The organism is Pseudomonas putida (assembly GCF_016406145.1).
GTDB classification, from domain to species: Bacteria; Pseudomonadota; Gammaproteobacteria; order Pseudomonadales; family Pseudomonadaceae; genus Aquipseudomonas; species Aquipseudomonas putida_E.
The window spans coordinates 3,252,836-3,267,662 of the sequence record NZ_CP066306.1 but is presented as its reverse complement, the minus strand read 5'-3'; the positions used below and the strand labels follow the sequence as shown (position 1 = coordinate 3,267,662).

Here is a 14,827-nt window from a genome sequence, read left to right as displayed (position 1 = left end):
TTCTGTATCACAACTGCCACATGCACACCTGCTGTACCAAAGCGTGCGAAAACGATAAGAACAACAACCGTGGAGGTCTGACCTTGAAGACGACTCGACTCCGGCGGCATGCGGGCAAACTGGCGCTTGTCGCCGCCGCACTGCTGGGCACCCAGGCCATGGCGGCCGAGCAGGGTGCGACCCTGTTGCAGAACAAGTGCATGGGGTGCCATATCCCCGAGGGCAACGATACCTACAGCCGCATCAGCCATCAGCGCAAGACGCCCGAGGGTTGGCTGATGAGCATCGCCCGCATGCAGGTGATGCACGGCCTGCAGATCAGTGACGACGACCGCCGCACCCTGGTCAAGTACCTGGCCGACCAGCAAGGCCTGGCGCCGAGCGAAACCGACGGCGTGCGCTACGCCATGGAGCGCCGCCTCAATACCGTCGAGCATTTCGACACCCAGCTCAGCGAAACCTGCGGCCGCTGCCACTCCGGTGCCCGCGTGGCCCTGCAGCGCCGTCCGGCGCAGGAATGGGAGCACTTGGTCAACTTCCACCTCAGCCAATGGCCGTCGCTGGAATACCAGGCCCAGGCCCGCGACCGTAATTGGCTGGACATCGCCCTGAAACAGGTGGTACCGGAGCTGGCCAAGCGCTTCCCGCTGGAAAGCCCGGCTTGGGCTGAATGGCAGAAGGCCAAGCCCAAGGCCGATACTTTGCCGGGGCAGTGGGCTTTCAGCGGCCATATGCTCGCCAAGGGCGATGTGCGTGGGGTGATGACCGTCAGCCCCGACCAGGGCGATACCTTCAAGGTCGACGTCAAAGGTATCTACGCCGACGGCACGCCGTTCAACGGCAGCGGCTCGGCGATCCTCTACAACGGCTACGAGTGGCGCGGCAATGTCAAGATCGGCGAGGCCAGCCTGCGCCAGGTTTTCGCGGCACTCGATGGCGAGATGAAAGGCCGCATGTATGAAGCCGATCATGATGAGCGCGGGCTTGACTTCACCGCAGTGAAGGAGGGCAAGGCACGCTTGCTGGCGGTGCAACCGCAGTTCATCAAGGCCGGCGGCGAAAGCGAGATCAGCCTGGTGGGCACCGGCCTGGACGGTAAGCCGGACCTGGGCGCAGGTGTCGAAGTGACCGAAGTGCTGGAACAGACCCCCACCCTGGTGCGGGTCAAGGCGCGCGCTGCGGCCGACGCTAAGCCAGGGCAGCGTGAAGTGGCGGTGGGCGCGCTGAAGGGCGTCAAGCTGGCGGTGTACGACAAGGTCGAGGAAGTGAAGGTGGTACCGGCGTTTTCCATCGCCCGTATCGGCGGAAACGGCGCCTCGGTGCCGAAAGTCCAGGGCCGCTTCGAGGCCGAAGCCTGGGGCAAGGACGCCAGCGGCCAGCCGCTGCGCATCGGCTATCTGCCGGCGACCTGGAAGGTCGAGCCGTTCAACGAGCGGGCGGTCGAAGACGAAGACGTCAAGTTCGCCGGACAGATGCAGGCCGACGGAGTGTTCGTGCCAGGCGGCGCGGGGCCGAACCCGGCGCGCAAGATGATGACCAACAACGCCGGCAACCTGAAAGTGATCGCCACCCTGGCTGACGGCGGCCAGACGGGCGAGGGGCACATGATCGTTACTGTTCAGCGCTGGAACAACCCGCCTTTGCCTTAAGGGCCGGTTGCCAGGCGCATATCTAACGGATCGATTACTCGGAGGTCGCCATGGGCGCACTACTGAACCTGGTCGAGCGTAACCTGCACGAAGTGCAGGTCGACGCCGACCGCATGCTGTTCCATATCCCCAGCAGTTCGCTGTTCGCCGCCGATGCGGTGACCGGCGGCATCATCGACACCCTGCGCCAGCAAGGTTGCAGCGCCGAGGAGCTGACCCAGCGTCTCGGCCAGCGGTTCGCCGGCCAGGACATCCAGGAAACCCTGCGCGAGCTGATCGCCCTGGAGCTGGTCAGTGACGGCTCGCCGCTGACCCCGGAAATCGCCCTCAAGCAGGTCGAGCGCACCGCACTCAACACCGTGGTGCTGAACGTCAACACCGGCTGCAACCTGAGCTGCACCTACTGCTACAAGGAAGACTTGGACAAACCGTCCGCCGGCAAGAAGATGAGCACGGCCACTGCCGAAGCTTCGGTGGAGATGCTGCTCAAGGAGTCCCCCGACGAACAGCGCTACAGCGTGGTGTTCTTCGGCGGCGAGCCGTTGTCCAACCGGCCGCTGATCGAGCACATGGTGGCCTACTGCGAGCGGCGCTTCGCCGAGGCGGGCAAGCAGGTGGAGTTCATCATGACCACCAACGCCACGCTGCTCACCGAAGAGACCGTCGACTGGCTGAACGCCCACCGCTTCGGCCTCTCGGTGAGCATCGACGGGCCCAAGACCGTGCACGACCGCAACCGCATCACCGTGGGCGGGCAGGGCACCTATGACGTGGTGCGGCGCAAGGCCGACATGCTGCTGTCGCGCTACACCAGCCGCCCGGTCGGCGCGCGGGTGACCCTGACCCGCGGCATCACCGATGTCGAGACCATCTGGAACCACTTGTTCAACGAGATGGGGTTCGCTGAAGTCGGCTTCGCCCCGGTCACCTCCGGCGACATGGCCGACTTCAACCTCACCGGCGATGAGCTGGTCGAAGTCTTCGCCAACATGAAGGCGCTGGGCCGCCGTTACCTGGAAGCCGCCCTGGAGCACCGCAACATCGGCTTCTCCAACTTGCACCAGCTGATCACCGACATTCACGAGGGTCACAAGAAAGCCCTGCCGTGCGGCGCCGGGTTGAAGATGCTGGCGGTGGACCACGAGGGAGAGCTGAACCTTTGCCACCGCTTCACCGGCTCTAGCCTGCCGACCTTCGGCAACGTGCACCAGGGCGTCAAGCAGGCGCAGCTCAATGACTTCCTGTCCCAGCGTCTGGACCGCAGCAACACCGGTTGTGAGAGCTGCCGCATCCGCAACCTGTGCTCCGGCGGCTGCTACCACGAGAGCTACGCACGCTACGGCGACCCGCAGCACCCGACCTACCACTATTGCGAGCTGATGCGCGATTGGGTCGACTTCGGCATCGAGGTCTACAGCCGCATCATGGCCGCCAACCCGGCCTTCATCGATCGCTACATTACCCCGCGGAAGGCGCACTGACATGAAGCACTTGAAGCCCCTCAACAACAAGGCGCGCATCCTTGAGCAGGCCGCCGCCGAAGATCGCGTCGAAGAAGTCATGGCCATGAGCGCGGTAGCCGGGTGCACCGCCACCACCGACCCAGGCTGGGAAGTCGACGCCTTTGGTGGTGTCAGCTCGCTGTGCCAGCCGATGGAAGCCGACCTGTATGGCTGCTCCGACCCTTGCTGGTGGCCGGCCCAGGTGCCGGACATGATGAGCACCTACCAGGACTGGAACGCCCAGGCGACCAACTCCCAGGATGACTGGCGCAACCTCGGCACCGTGTTCCCGAAAGACAAATAACCGGCCCAACAAGAATGACAAGGGGAAACCGCATGAAACCTGGACTTTGCGCGCAGCTCGCGCTCACCGTCGCCGCCACGGCCTGCACCTGGGCGGTACAGGCCGATGATACCGGGCCCGCCCTCAAGGCCGGCAAGGAATACCTGATCGCCACCAACTACCCGAACAACCTGCACGTGGTCGATGTAGCCAGCGACACGCTGTACAAGAGCTGCCGCATGCCGGATGCGTTCGGCCCTGGCACCGCGATGATGGCGCCGGACAACCGCACCGCCTATGTGCTCAACAACCACTACGCGGACATCTACGGCATCGACCTGGACACCTGCAAGACCACCTTCCACGCTAACCTGTCCAGCGTGCCCGGCGAAGTCGGCAAGTCGATGTACTCGTTTGCCATCAGCCCTGACGGCAAAGAGGTGTATGCCACGGTCAACCCCAGCCAGCGCCTGAACGACCACTACGTGGTCAAGCCGCCGCGCCTGGAAGTGTTCCGTACCGCCGATGGTGTCGACGCCAAGCCGGTGCGCACCTTCCCGATGCCGCGCCAGGTGTACCTGATGCGCGCCGCCGACGACGGCAGCCTGTTCGTGGCCGGGCCGGATATATACAAGATGGACGTCAAAACCGGCAAGTACGAGGTGGCGCTGCCCTTGCGCACCTGGAACCGCAAAGGCTACAGCGCACCTGATGTGCTGTACTTCTGGCCGCACCAAAGCCCGCGCCATGAGTTCTCGATGCTCTACACCATTGCCAGGTTCAAGGACGACAAGCAGGACCCCACTACCGCCGAGCTGCTGTACGGCTACCTGAGTGTGGATCTCAAGACAGGCAAGACTCACACGCAGGAGTTCGCTGACCTGACCGAGCTGTACTTCACCGGCCTGCGCTCGCCAAAGGACCCGAACCAGATGTATGGCGTGCTCAACCGCCTGGCGCGGTACGATATCAAGGAGCGCAAGCTGATCAAGGCGGCTAACCTTGAGCACACTTACTACTGTGTGACCTTCGACAAGAAGGGCGACAAGTTGTACTTGGGTGGCACGTTCAATGACCTGGCGGTATTCGACCCTCAAACACTCGAGAAGGTGAAGAACATCAAGTTGCCGGGCGGGGACATGTCCACTACCACGCCGCAGGTATTTGTCAGGTAGTTTGTGTTGGCCCAGTTGCCGGCAAAACCGGCGACTGGGCCGGTTCCACCACCACAAGAATAACAAGAGAGCACCCATGACCCAGCCAAGCTACAGCCAGGGCGACCTGGGCAAGGCCTTGCTTAGCCAATGCATCGGTGACGCTTTCGACGCCACTGTCAACCGCTTCCCCGACCGCGAGGCGCTGGTCGTGCGTCACCAGGCCCTGCGCTACACCTGGCAGCAACTGGCCGACGCCGTCGACCGGCACGCCCGTGCGCTCATGGTCCTGGGCGTGCAACCGGGTGAGCGCGTGGGCATCTGGGCACCCAATTGCGCCGAGTGGTGCATCACCCAGTTCGCCAGTGCCAAGGTCGGCGCGATCCTGGTCAATATCAACCCGGCTTACCGCGCAACCGAGCTGGAGTACGCTCTGGGACAGTCGGGCTGTCGGTGGGTGATCTGCGCCGATGCTTTCAAGACGTGCGACTACCACGCCATGTTGCTGGGCCTGATCCCGGAGCTGGCGAACAGCCAGCCCGGCGCATTGGCCTGTGAGCGCTTCCCGGAACTGCGCGGGGTAGTGAGCCTTGCCATTGCGCCACCGTCAGGCCTGCTTGCCTGGCATGACCTGCAGGCCCGTGCCGACGCCGTGAGTGCTCAAGCTCTGGCCGAGCGCCAGGCACAATTGCAGCCTGGTGACCCGATCAATATCCAGTACACCTCGGGCACCACCGGCTTCCCCAAGGGCGCCACACTCAGCCACAACAACGTCCTCAACAACGGCTACATGGTCGGCGAAAGCCTGGGGTTGACCGAGCACGATCGCCTCGTCGTACCGGTGCCGTTGTACCACTGTTTTGGCATGGTCATGGCCAACCTTGGCTGCATGACCCACGGCTCCACCCTGATCTACCCCAACGATGCCTTTGATCCGTTGGCCACCTTGCGGGCCGTAGCCGAGGAAAAGGCCACCGCACTGTATGGCGTGCCGACCATGTTCATCGCAGAACTGGACCACCCGCAGCGCGGTGCCTTCGACCTGTCGAGCCTGCGCACCGGGATCATGGCCGGCGCCACGTGCCCTATCGAAGTGATGCGGCGAGTGATCGACGAGATGCACATGGCCCAGGTGCAGATTGCCTACGGGATGACCGAGACCAGCCCGGTATCGCTGCAGACCGGCGCCAACGACGATTTGGAGCGCCGCGTGACCAGCGTCGGCCGCACTCAGCCACGGCTTGAAAGCAAGGTGATCGATGCCGACGGCAATACCGTACCGCGGGGCGATATAGGTGAGCTGTGCACCCGTGGCTACAACGTGATGCTGGGCTACTGGAACAATCCCGAGGCCACCGCCGAGAGCATCGATGGCGAGGGCTGGATGCACACCGGTGACCTGGCCGTGATGGACGAGCAGGGGTATGTGCGCATCGTCGGGCGCAGCAAAGACATGATCATCCGCGGGGGCGAGAACATTTACCCACGTGAGCTTGAGGAGTTCTTCTTTACCCACCCGGCTGTGGCCGACGTGCAGGTGATCGGTGTGCCGTGCAGCAAGTATGGCGAGGAGATCGTCGCCTGGGTGCGGTTGCACCCGGGGCATCAGGTCGCTTCAGACGAGTTGCGCGAGTGGGCGAGGGCGCGGATCGCGCATTTCAAGGTGCCCAGGTACTTCCGTTTCGTCGATGAATTCCCCATGACCGTGACCGGCAAGGTACAGAAATTCAGGATGCGCGAGATCAGTATCGAGTCGCTGCCTGAGCAATGATTTGCTCAATGATGACTCTATCGCCGGCAAGCCGGCTCCCACAGGTACCCACCGCTCTCAAGGCATTGGTGGCACCCGCAGGAGCCGGCTTGCCGGCGACAGGATTGGTGCGGTTGGCAATGGCTCAGCCCTGCAACAGCTCAGGGCTGTTGAAATTGCTCAAGCGTGGGTCACCTTCGGGGCATTCCAGGGCCTGCACCGGCCCCAGCAACAGGGCCTTCTGCAAGCTCCGCTCTCCAGCCGCCCAGGCCTGCTTCAGCAGCGGCAGCAGCCTGCGCGGCAGCACGCTGAACATCGGTTGCCAATACTCACCCTGACGCACCATGGCCGCACAGTCATTGGCCACTGCCAACTGCAGCAAATCCTCGATCAACCCTCGCTCAATCAGTGGCGCATCACAAGCCAGCACCACTACCCATTCATGCTTGGCCGCTGTCAGCCCGGCGATCACCCCAGCCATTGGCCCAGGGAAGTCTGCCTCGGCGTCGCACACCAGTTGATCGGCAAACGGCCGATAAAGGTCCTGGTTGCGATTGCAGGAGATCACCACATCGTCACTCAGTGCCCGCACCACTTGCTGTACATGCGCCACAAGCGGTTCGTCACGCCATCTCACCAGCCCTTTATCACGACCGCCCATGCGCTGGCCGCGACCGCCGGCGAGGATCAGGATAGATAGGAGAGGCATCGGTACCGCTCGATAAGCTGTGTAATGCTTCTGCACCTCGGGGTCATCCAGGCTTTCGTACCTGATGTTTTCCTTGTCCAGGCCATCAAGTCCTTTGATTGTGCCAAGGATTTCTGGCCACTGGCTTCTGTCTGAAACCTCTATCACGAAGGGTTTCAGGTAATGGTCGAGATGGCCTTTGGAGGGTTGGTTGATCTCAGCGCTCAAGGCGGTCAGGTATTGTTCTTTGGTCGTTCGAGACCAATCAATGGCGAACCCGGCCCTGTGGCAAAGCTCCATGAACACCAGCAGGATGGCCCGACCATTACCATCCAGAAAAGGGTGGGCATCGGCGAGCAAGCCAAGCACTTCCCCGGGTTGCTGTCTGAAACGCTCGCTATCCTGACCAAGTCTCAAGGCGTGGGAGGCCCAATGCCTGATCTGATCAGGAGGGCAAAACGCTGTGTGGCGTGGGTCGGAGTCGGTTCCCTTGAATACCGCGAGCCTGGGCGCAACTTCGGCGCGGTCCCTGCCGGCCCAGGGATAGAAGTCGGAGAACAGCAGTGCATGCAGTTCAAGCAGGGTTTCATAGGTAATGCGCGTGGGCGCAGCGAGCAGGGCAATGGCCTCCTCGAGGCTTGCCTCGAAGGCCAGATGCTCCATTTTCTTGATTTGTTCGGGGTCTTTGAACTTGAAAGCATTACGCAGGTAGCCTGCGGACTCATAGTCATCAAAGGGGTCGAAAATCATGCGCTGAGGTTACGTCCGCTGCCAGAACACGATTGTTCGCGCAGGTAACTGGCTTCCAGCTGCAGAATCTGCTGTTTGGTCAAAATGCCTTGCTTCTTGAGGGACACGAGCATTCTCTCGATGGTATCGAGTGCAACGACATCACCAGAGAGCCGGGTAACCGTGCTAGCCAAGTCGCTGAAACGATCCTTGCTGCCAGTCACGCCATGCTGCTTTGCGAGTTCCTGGATTTGGCTTCTGATACTGATATCGTGAGCTTGTTTCATTTCAGGTCCTCCACCGATGCAAGCAATATTAACATAGCGAATTTCAAGCGCATGGGTTGCTTCATTGCAGCGTGCCGTTTAACACCCACGGGTCTGCGAGCCGCGGATAGTGCAAGGTCTGGCCTGACATTGTTGCCAGTCTTGCAGGCCAGACCTCGCGTGGTTTTATCACACGACTACATGTTTAGCGTCGACCGCGTTTTGCTTGTGACGGCGCTGCGCCAAACGCATCACCACCACAAAGAACACCGGCACGAACACCACCGCCAGTGTGGCGCTGAGCATCCCGCCGATCACCCCGGTGCCAATCGCCTGCTGGCTCGCCGAGCTGGCGCCGGTGGCGATGGCCAGTGGCACCACGCCGAGTATGAACGCCAGCGAGGTCATCACGATCGGCCGCAGGCGCAGGCGGGCGGCCTGCACGGCGGCGTCGACGGCATCCACACCCTGGTCCACCAGGCTTTTGGCGAATTCGATGATGAGGATGGCGTTCTTCGCCGACAAGCCGATCAAGGTGATCAGGCCGACCTTGAAAAACACATCGTTGGGCATGCCGCGCAGGGTCACCGCCAGCACTGCGCCGAGCACGCCGAGCGGTACCACCAGGAGCACTGCGGTGGGGATCGACCAGCTTTCGTACAGCGCCGCCAGGCACAGGAACACCACCAGCAGTGACAGCGCCATCAACAGCGGTGCCTGGCTGCCGGACAGGCGCTCCTGCAATGACAAGCCGGTCCATTCCAGGCCGGCCCCGGCCGGTAATTGCGCGACCAGACGCTCGACTTCAGCCATGGCCTCGCCCGAGCTATAACCGGCCGCCGGCTCACCGGAAATCGACACGGCCGGGTAGCCGTTGTAGCGGGTCAATTGCACAGGGCCACTGACCCATTTGGCCTGTACGAACGCGCCTAATGGCACCATCTTGCCGCTGCTGTTGCGCACGTGGATCTTCAGCAGGTCCTCGACCTGGCTGCGCTGGTCGCCTTCGGCCTGCACCACCACCCGCTGCATGCGGCCCTGGTTGGGGAAGTCGTTGACGTAGTTGGAGCCTACGGCGGTGTCCAGCACCGCGCCAATGTCGGCGAACGATATGCCCAATGCATTGGCCTGGCGGCGGTCGATTTCCAGCTGTACCTGCGGGCTTTCGGCCAGCGAAGCTTCGCGCACGTTTACCAAGACCTTGCTTTTCCCGGCGCCAGCCAGCAGTTCGTCACGCGCCGCCATCAGCGCGGCATGGCCCATGCCACCACGGTCCTGCAGGCGCAACTCGAAACCGGTGGACTCTCCCAGGCCGTCGATGGGCGGCGGCAGCACAGAGAACGCTACCGCATCGCGGATCCGGGAGAATGCAGCGTTGGCGCGGTCGGCAATCGACTGGGCGCTGTCGTCAGCGCCGCGTTCGGACCAGTCCTTCAGGGTGGTGAAGGTCAGCGCCGCATTCTGCCCGCTACCGGAGAAGCTGAAACCGAGAATCACCGTGGTGTTGCCCACCCCGGGCTCCTGGGCATTGTGCGCCTCGATCTGTGCGGCTACCTGCTCGGTACGCATGCGGCTGGCACCTGGTGGCAGCTGGATGTCGGTGATGGTGTAGCCCTGGTCTTCAGTGGGCAGGAATGCCGTGGGCAACTGGCTGAAGCCGTAGCCGAGCACTGCCAGCAGCACGCCATACACCAGCAGGTAGCGGCCGCTGCGCTTGAGGGCCTGCACCACCCAGCGCTCATAGCCGCTGCTCATGCGTTCGAAATTGCGGTTGAACCAGCCGAAGAAGCCCTTGCTTTCGTGGTGTTCGCCCTTGGGCAGCGGCGTGAGCAGGGTGGCGCACAGGGCAGGGGTCAGGCTCAGGGCCAGAAACGCCGAGAACAGGATCGACACGGCCATCGACAGCGAGAACTGCTGGTAGATCACCCCGACAGAGCCTTTCATGAAGGCCATGGGCAGGAACACCGCCACCAGCACCAGGGTGATGCCGATGATGGCGCCGCTGATCTGGCCCATCGCCTTGCGCGTTGCCTCCTTCGGCGGCAAGCCTTCCTCGGCCATGATCCGCTCGACGTTCTCCACCACCACGATGGCATCGTCGACCAGAATGCCGATGGCCAGGACCATGCCGAACAGTGTCAGCACATTGACCGAAAAGCCCAGCGCCAGCATCACGGCGAAGGTACCCATCAGCGCCACCGGCACCACCAGGGTCGGGATCAACGTGTAGCGCAGGTTCTGCAGGAACAGGAACATCACGGCGAAAACCAGCAGCATGGCCTCGAACAGGGTGCTGATGACCTGCTGGATGGAGACCTTGACGAACGGCGAGGTGTCATAGGGGATGTCGTACTTGACTCCCTCCGGGAAATAAACCGACAGCTCCTGCATCTTCGCCCGTACCAGCGTGGCCGTTTCCATGGCGTTGGCCCCCGGTGCCAACTGCACGCTGAAGGCGCTGGCCGGCTTGCCGTTCAGGCGTGTGCCGTACTGGTATTCCTGGGCGCCGATCTCGACCCGCGCCACATCGCCGATGGTCACCGTTGAGCCGTCCGGGTTGGCCCGCAGCACAATGGCGGAAAATTCTTCCGGCGTGCTCAGCTGGCCCTTGACCACCACATTGGCGGTGATCTCCTGGGTGCTGCGGGCAGGCAGGTCGCCGATGCTGCCGGGAGCCACCTGGGCGTTTTGTGCGGCGATGGCATTGGCCACATCGTTGGGAGTGAGGCTGAAACCGATCAGCTTGCCAGGGTCGATCCAGATCCGCATGGCACGCTCGGAACCGTAAAGCTGGGCTTTGCCTACGCCCTTGAGACGGCGGATTTCGTTCATCACGTTGCGGGCAAGGATATCCGACAGGGCGGTTTCATCAAGGCTGCCGTCTTCAGAGGTCAGGGTGCCGAGCAGCAGAAAACCGGTGGACACTTTTTCCACCTGCAGGCCCTGCTGGGTCACCGGGCGCGGCAAGCGCGACTCGACCACCTTGAGGCGGTTTTGCACGTCGACCTGGGCCAGATCCGGGTGGGTCCCCGGCTCGAAGGTGGCGGTAATGGTGGCGCTGCCCAGGCTGCTCTGCGATTCGAAGTACAACAGGTTGTCGGCACCGTTGAGCTCCTGCTCGATCAGGCTGACCACGCTCTCGTCCATGGTGGCTGCGGACGCCCCCGGGTACACGGCATAGATTTCCACCTGCGGCGGGGCCACGTTGGGGTATTGGGCCACCGGCAGTTGCGGGATGGCCAGGGCCCCGGCCAGCAGGATGAACAGCGCGACCACCCAGGCAAATACCGGGCGGTCGATGAAGAATTGCGGCATGGGTCAGGCCCTCACTGGCCGTTGTGCTGGGCGATGGGTTGGCTGCGCTGGGCAGTGTCGACCAGGACCTGGTCACCGGCCTTGACATGCTGCAGGCCCTCGACCACTACACGTTCGCCAGCGGCCAGGCCTTCATTGACGATCCAGCGGTCGCCCTGGGCGTTGCCCAGTACCACTTGGCGCTCGCTGATGCGCGCCTGCGCGTCGACCACCAGCACTTTCGGCACTCCAGCGCTGTCACGCAGGATTGCGCGCTGCGGCACGCTGATGCCTTTGGGCTGTACGGCCTGCTCCAGGCGCACGCGCACGTAGCTGCCGGGCAGCAGGTCCAGATCAGGGTTGGGGAACTCGCTGCGCAGGGTTATCTGGTTGGTGCTCGGGTCGACGCTGATGTCCGAAAACAGCAGTTTGCCGGGTAACGGGTAGGCAGTGCCGTCATCCTGGATCAACGTGGCGCTTGCCTCCCCGTTGCCTGCCTGCTGCAACTCGCCAGCGCGTAGCGCACGGCGCAGGGTGTTGAGCTCGCGGGTCGACTGGGTGACGTCGGCGTGGATCGGGTCCAGCTGCTGGATGGTTGCCAGTGGCGTGGTCTCGTTCTGCCCCACCAGCGCGCCTTCGGTGACCAGGGCGCGGCCGATGCGCCCGGAGATCGGTGCGGTTACCGTGGCGTAACCCAGGTTCAGGCGCGCCCGTTCAAGCGCAGCCTTGGCTGCGGCCACTTCGGCGTCGGCCTGCAGGAAGGCCGCGCGGGCATTGTCGTACTCCTGGCGGCTGACGGCCTTGTCGTCGACCAGTTCGCGGTAGCGCTGCTCCTGCAAGCGTGCCTGATACAGGTTGGCCTGGGCTTTGGCCAGTGTGGCACGGGCGCTATCGTGGTCGGCCTTGAACGGTGCCGGGTCGATCAGAAACAGCACGTCGCCTTGCTTGACGTCGCTGCCTTCGCGGTAGACCCGCTTGAGCACCACGCCCGCCACCCGCGCGCGCACTTCGGCGGTACGCGGGGCGAGAATGCGCCCGCTGAGCTCCGTGCTGATGGCCAGAGGCTGGAGCTTCAGGGTTTCCACCCGCACCTGGGGTACGGGGGCCTGGGTGTCCTGCTCTTCGGTGTCGTTGCAGCCGACCAGGAACATGGCCAGAAGCGCCACGAGCGGCACGGGGCGCAGGCGATGGATAAGGATGTTAGGCATACGGACCTTCCGATGATGACCGGCCGTATGCTAAGGCAGGCGGGGCGCGGCTGCCTGTTAATACCTGTAGGACGTGTGTGAAAAAGTGTGAAGAAAAATCCTGCACTCGTGGGGATTCTATATTCTTGCCGCTACATGCCTGTGTTGGCCTTCCTCAACTCATACCAAGCCCTATGCCAAACATTCTCCTGGTAGAAGACGACAGCGCGCTGTCTGAATTGATCGCCAGCTACCTGCAACGCAACGACTTCCATGTGCGGGTGATCGCCCGGGGCGACCATGTTCTGGAAGCGTTCCGGCAAGACAAACCCGACCTGGTCATCCTTGATCTGATGCTACCGGGTATCGACGGCCTGCAGGTGTGCCGCCTGCTGCGCCAGGAGTCCCAGAGCCTGCCGATCCTGATGCTGACGGCCCGTGACGACAGCCACGACCAGGTCTTGGGGCTGGAGATGGGCGCCGACGACTACGTGACCAAACCGTGTGAACCGCGGGTGCTGCTGGCACGGGTGCGAACCTTGCTGCGCCGCAGCAGCGTCCATGAGCCGCGGCTGGACAGCGAGCAGATCCTGGTCGGTGGCTTGCGCATCGACCTGGCCGAGCGCCTGGTCAGTTGGCGCGGGGAAGAGGTCGAACTGTCCAGCGGTGAATACAACCTGCTCGTGGTGCTGGCGCGCAATGCCGGGGAAGTGCTCAGCCGTGACCGCATCCTTCAGCAACTGCGCGGCATTGAGTTCAATGGCACCGACCGCTCGGTGGACGTGGCCATTTCCAAGCTGCGGCGCAAGTTTGACGACAGCGCCGGCGAAGCGCGCAAGATCAAGACCGTATGGGGCAAGGGTTACCTGTTCAGCCGCGTCGAATGGGAGTGTTGAAGCAGCATGCTGAAAATTCTGGTGCGCCTGTACCTGGTGATCATCGTCGCCTACGCCGGTGCGCTGCTGTTGATCCCTGACGCCATAGTCGGCCTGTTCCATGACCGCTTTGTGGCCTATAACCTGGACCAGGCCAAAGGCGTGCAGTCGCTGATCGTGCGCCAGTTCCGCCAGGCCCCGCGTGAGCAATGGCCTGCGGTGGAACAGGAGCTGGCCGAGGCGTTCGCGCCGCTGCAGGTGACCCTGCTGCGTACCGATCAGGCTAGCTTGAGCACGCAGGAGCAGGCACGTCTGGCGCATGGGCTGTACGCAGTGCGTATCGGCGAGTGGGGCTACTACGAAACGGTGCTGGCGCCGCTGGAAGAGGGCTGGCTGGTGAGCCTGCACTCGCCACCGGACCCGCTGGACATCAACGTGCTGTCCTGGGGCGTAACCGTGCTGATCGGCGCCGCAATGCTCGGCTGCCTGCTGCTGTGGGTGTGGCCGCACTGGCGCGACCTTGAGCGCCTCAAGGAAACGGCCAGGCGCCTGGGCCAGGGGCAGATGGCCGAGCGCACGCATATTTCCCCGCATTCGAACATCGGTGAACTGGCCGGTGTATTCGACACCATGGCCAGCGACCTGGAGCGCCACGTCAATCAGCAGCGTGAGCTGCTCAACGCTGTCTCCCATGAGCTGCGCACGCCGCTAACCCGCTTGGACTTCGGCCTGGTGCTGTTGTTTGACGAAGTGCCGCCCACCAGTCGCAAGCGCCTGCTGGAGCTGGTCGGGCATGTGCGCGAGCTGGATGAGCTGGTGCTCGAACTGCTGTCCTACAGCCGGCTGTATAACGCCGACCAAGCCCGTGAGCGGGTCGAGGTGTCGTTGCTGGAGCTGGTCGACAGTGTGCTCGGCAGCTTTGCCGAAGAGCTCGACAGCCGTGGCATTGAGTGGGAGGTGCGCGCCGACGGTTCTCTACCGCGCTTCGTGCTTGACCCGCGCCTCACGGCCCGCGCGGTGCAGAACCTGGTGCGCAATGGCATGCGCTATTGCGATCAGAGCCTGCTGCTGCGTTTGCGTCTGGAAGAGGACGGTGCTTGCCTGTTGACGGTCGAGGATGACGGTATCGGCATTCCGGTCGAAGAGCGTGAGCGGATTTTCCAGCCTTTTTATCGCCTGGACCGCAGCCGGGATCGCAATACTGGTGGGTTCGGTCTGGGGCTGGCGATCAGCCGGCGAGCCATCGAGGGGCAGGGTGGTACGCTGACGGTGGCGCAGTCGGCCCTGGGTGGTGCACAGTTCATGATTCGCTTGCCAGCAGGTTAGTCCATGGCACCGGCTTCGCCGATGATCGCCGGCAAGCCGGCTCCCACTGGGTTTGCGCTGAGCTTGAGAGCAGCGGGGTACTTGTGGGAGCCGGCTTGCCGGCGATGAGGCAGGTGCAGGCAGT

General features: G+C 63.1%; 11 protein-coding genes and 1 pseudogene. 7 read left to right on the top strand and 5 right to left on the bottom strand.

Going from position 1 to position 14,827, the window contains the following annotated elements; genetic code table 11:
- The first annotated feature begins 83 nt into the window (after positions 1-83).
- The 5 genes from peaA (at position 84) to JET17_RS14920 (ending at position 6,359) form a co-directional block, all read left to right on the top strand.
- On the top strand, positions 84-1,649 hold the full coding sequence (gene peaA, locus JET17_RS14940; RefSeq protein ID WP_042112024.1) for a quinohemoprotein amine dehydrogenase subunit alpha: 1,566 nt from the start codon (positions 84-86) through the stop codon (positions 1,647-1,649).
- A 50-nt stretch (positions 1,650-1,699) separates the two neighbouring features.
- Positions 1,700-3,130 carry a quinohemoprotein amine dehydrogenase maturation protein gene (peaB, locus tag JET17_RS14935; protein WP_012314793.1) on the top strand — a complete coding sequence of 477 codons (1,431 nt, stop codon included), beginning with the start codon at positions 1,700-1,702 and terminating at the stop codon, positions 3,128-3,130.
- Position 3,131: 1 nt separating this feature from the next.
- Positions 3,132-3,455, top strand: a complete 324-nt coding sequence (gene qhpC / locus JET17_RS14930; protein WP_008091708.1) for a quinohemoprotein amine dehydrogenase subunit gamma — start codon at positions 3,132-3,134, stop codon at positions 3,453-3,455.
- A gap of 32 nt (positions 3,456-3,487) precedes the next feature.
- Positions 3,488-4,609, top strand: coding sequence for a quinohemoprotein amine dehydrogenase subunit beta (gene peaD, locus JET17_RS14925; protein WP_012314792.1), 1,122 nt, complete (start codon positions 3,488-3,490; stop codon positions 4,607-4,609).
- 76 nt (positions 4,610-4,685) lie between these two features.
- The gene (locus JET17_RS14920; protein WP_012314791.1) at positions 4,686-6,359 is read left to right on the top strand and encodes a fatty acid CoA ligase family protein; all 1,674 of its coding nucleotides are present in this window, start codon (positions 4,686-4,688) and stop codon (positions 6,357-6,359) included.
- Between the two features lie 124 nt (positions 6,360-6,483).
- Here JET17_RS14920 and mobA read toward each other — a convergent pair whose 3' ends face one another.
- The 5 genes and pseudogenes from mobA to JET17_RS14895 all read right to left on the bottom strand — a co-directional run bounded on the left by mobA (position 6,484) and on the right by JET17_RS14895 (position 12,523).
- Positions 6,484-7,047, bottom strand: coding sequence for a molybdenum cofactor guanylyltransferase MobA (mobA, locus tag JET17_RS14915; RefSeq protein WP_042112022.1), 564 nt, complete (start codon positions 7,045-7,047; stop codon positions 6,484-6,486).
- Between the two features lie 288 nt (positions 7,048-7,335).
- Positions 7,336-7,689 (bottom strand): annotated as a pseudogene (locus JET17_RS27570) (Fic family protein); the annotation flags it as partial.
- A gap of 83 nt (positions 7,690-7,772) precedes the next feature.
- Positions 7,773-8,042, bottom strand: coding sequence for a hypothetical protein (locus JET17_RS14905; protein ID WP_012314789.1), 270 nt, complete (start codon positions 8,040-8,042; stop codon positions 7,773-7,775).
- A 168-nt stretch (positions 8,043-8,210) separates the two neighbouring features.
- Positions 8,211-11,336, bottom strand: coding sequence for an efflux RND transporter permease subunit (locus JET17_RS14900; protein ID WP_012314788.1), 3,126 nt, complete (start codon positions 11,334-11,336; stop codon positions 8,211-8,213).
- A gap of 11 nt (positions 11,337-11,347) precedes the next feature.
- The gene (locus JET17_RS14895; protein ID WP_012314787.1) at positions 11,348-12,523 is read right to left on the bottom strand and encodes an efflux RND transporter periplasmic adaptor subunit; all 1,176 of its coding nucleotides are present in this window, start codon (positions 12,521-12,523) and stop codon (positions 11,348-11,350) included.
- 173 nt (positions 12,524-12,696) lie between these two features.
- Here JET17_RS14895 and JET17_RS14890 point away from each other — a divergent pair, with 173 nt between their 5' ends.
- Together JET17_RS14890 and JET17_RS14885 are read left to right on the top strand one after the other, a co-directional pair.
- A complete protein-coding gene (locus JET17_RS14890; protein ID WP_012314786.1) occupies positions 12,697-13,398 on the top strand; it encodes a response regulator transcription factor in 702 nt (233 codons plus the stop codon).
- Between the two features lie 6 nt (positions 13,399-13,404).
- Positions 13,405-14,703: an ATP-binding protein gene (locus JET17_RS14885; protein ID WP_012314785.1), complete on the top strand. Its 1,299-nt coding sequence runs from the start codon at positions 13,405-13,407 to the stop codon at positions 14,701-14,703.
- Positions 14,704-14,827 lie beyond the last annotated feature (124 nt).

What these genes read in the sequence shown, in the direction of transcription:
- peaB (WP_012314793.1), top strand. Translation starts at nt 1,700, where the DNA reads ATGGGCGCACTACTGAACCTGGTCGAGCGTAACCTGCACGAAGTGCAG.
- qhpC (WP_008091708.1), top strand. Translation starts at nt 3,132, where the DNA reads ATGAAGCACTTGAAGCCCCTCAACAACAAGGCGCGCATCCTTGAGCAG.
- peaD (WP_012314792.1), top strand. Translation starts at nt 3,488, where the DNA reads ATGAAACCTGGACTTTGCGCGCAGCTCGCGCTCACCGTCGCCGCCACG.
- JET17_RS14920 (WP_012314791.1), top strand. Translation starts at nt 4,686, where the DNA reads ATGACCCAGCCAAGCTACAGCCAGGGCGACCTGGGCAAGGCCTTGCTT.
- mobA (WP_042112022.1), bottom strand. Translation starts at nt 7,047, where the DNA reads ATGCCTCTCCTATCTATCCTGATCCTCGCCGGCGGTCGCGGCCAGCGC.
- JET17_RS14905 (WP_012314789.1), bottom strand. Translation starts at nt 8,042, where the DNA reads ATGAAACAAGCTCACGATATCAGTATCAGAAGCCAAATCCAGGAACTC.
- JET17_RS14900 (WP_012314788.1), bottom strand. Translation starts at nt 11,336, where the DNA reads ATGCCGCAATTCTTCATCGACCGCCCGGTATTTGCCTGGGTGGTCGCG.
- JET17_RS14895 (WP_012314787.1), bottom strand. Translation starts at nt 12,523, where the DNA reads ATGCCTAACATCCTTATCCATCGCCTGCGCCCCGTGCCGCTCGTGGCG.
- JET17_RS14890 (WP_012314786.1), top strand. Translation starts at nt 12,697, where the DNA reads ATGCCAAACATTCTCCTGGTAGAAGACGACAGCGCGCTGTCTGAATTG.
- JET17_RS14885 (WP_012314785.1), top strand. Translation starts at nt 13,405, where the DNA reads ATGCTGAAAATTCTGGTGCGCCTGTACCTGGTGATCATCGTCGCCTAC.